Source organism: Pseudomonas sp. E45-MNA-CIBAN-0222, from assembly GCF_040310405.1.
In the GTDB taxonomy this organism is placed as follows: domain Bacteria; phylum Pseudomonadota; class Gammaproteobacteria; order Pseudomonadales; family Pseudomonadaceae; genus Stutzerimonas; species Stutzerimonas stutzeri_AC.
In genome coordinates, this window is the sequence record NZ_JBEOPU010000176.1 from 1 (window position 1) to 254 (window position 254).

Sequence of the window (254 nt, forward strand, 5' to 3'; positions counted from 1 at the left end):
GGTTAAGCTATGGCGCATTTCCCCCTGGAGATGCGCCATGACCCAGTCCCTGGCCGATATGCGCCGCGAGTACACCCGCGATGGCCTCAGCGAGGCCAACGCCCCTAGCGATCCCTTCAGCCTGTTCCGCCAGTGGTTCGACGACGCGGTGAAGACCGAGCGCCTGCCGGTCGAACCCAACGCCATGACCCTGGCCACCGTCGACGCCGACGGCTATCCGCATTGCCGTATCCTCCTGCTCAAGGGCCTCGACG

Annotated in this window: 1 pseudogene; it reads left to right on the forward strand. The window is 65.7% G+C overall.

Features of this window, described 5'->3' with window-relative positions:
* Positions 1 to 37 precede the first annotated feature (37 nt).
* Positions 38 to 254, forward strand: a pseudogene (locus AAEZ08_RS23230) (pyridoxamine 5'-phosphate oxidase family protein); the annotation flags it as partial.